Source organism: Shewanella sp. SG44-6, from assembly GCF_014164185.1.
Taxonomy (GTDB): Bacteria; Pseudomonadota; Gammaproteobacteria; order Enterobacterales; family Shewanellaceae; genus Shewanella; species Shewanella vesiculosa.
The window spans coordinates 1-461 of the sequence record NZ_JACJER010000326.1 but is presented as its reverse complement, the minus strand read 5'-3'; the positions used below and the strand labels follow the sequence as shown (position 1 = coordinate 461).

General features: G+C 45.1%; 1 tRNA gene. It reads left to right on the top strand.

The features are described 5' to 3' along the window. The first annotated feature begins 18 nt into the window (after positions 1-18). Positions 19-94: transfer RNA gene (locus tag H5185_RS22450), tRNA-Glu, on the top strand. Positions 95-461: the final 367 nt, after the last annotated feature.

Here is a 461-nt window from a genome sequence, read left to right as displayed (position 1 = left end):
GTATAACGTATCAACTGTGTCCCATTCGTCTAGAGGCCTAGGACACCGCCCTTTCACGGCGGTAACAGGGGTTCGAATCCCCTATGGGATACCATATTTAAGATGGTTGAACATGATTCGAAACTATTGTTTTAGAAAAAGTGTTTGATGATCTATATAGCACTGGTGTTTAGCCTACAGACACCAATGAGTATTCACTCGATGCAGAGTATAACGTATCAACTGTGTCCCATTCGTCTAGAAATAGAGCTTAGGACATCGCCCACTTTGGTTTATAAAGAGTCGGCGGTAACAGGGGTTCGAATCCTTAGGGTTTCGTGCTTCATTATAGGTAACTAGCACTGGTGTTTAGCCTACAGACACCAATGAGTATTCACTCGATGCAGAGTATAACGTATCAACTGTGTCCCATTCGTCTAGAGGCCTAGGACACCGCCCTTTCACGGCGGTAACAGGGGTTC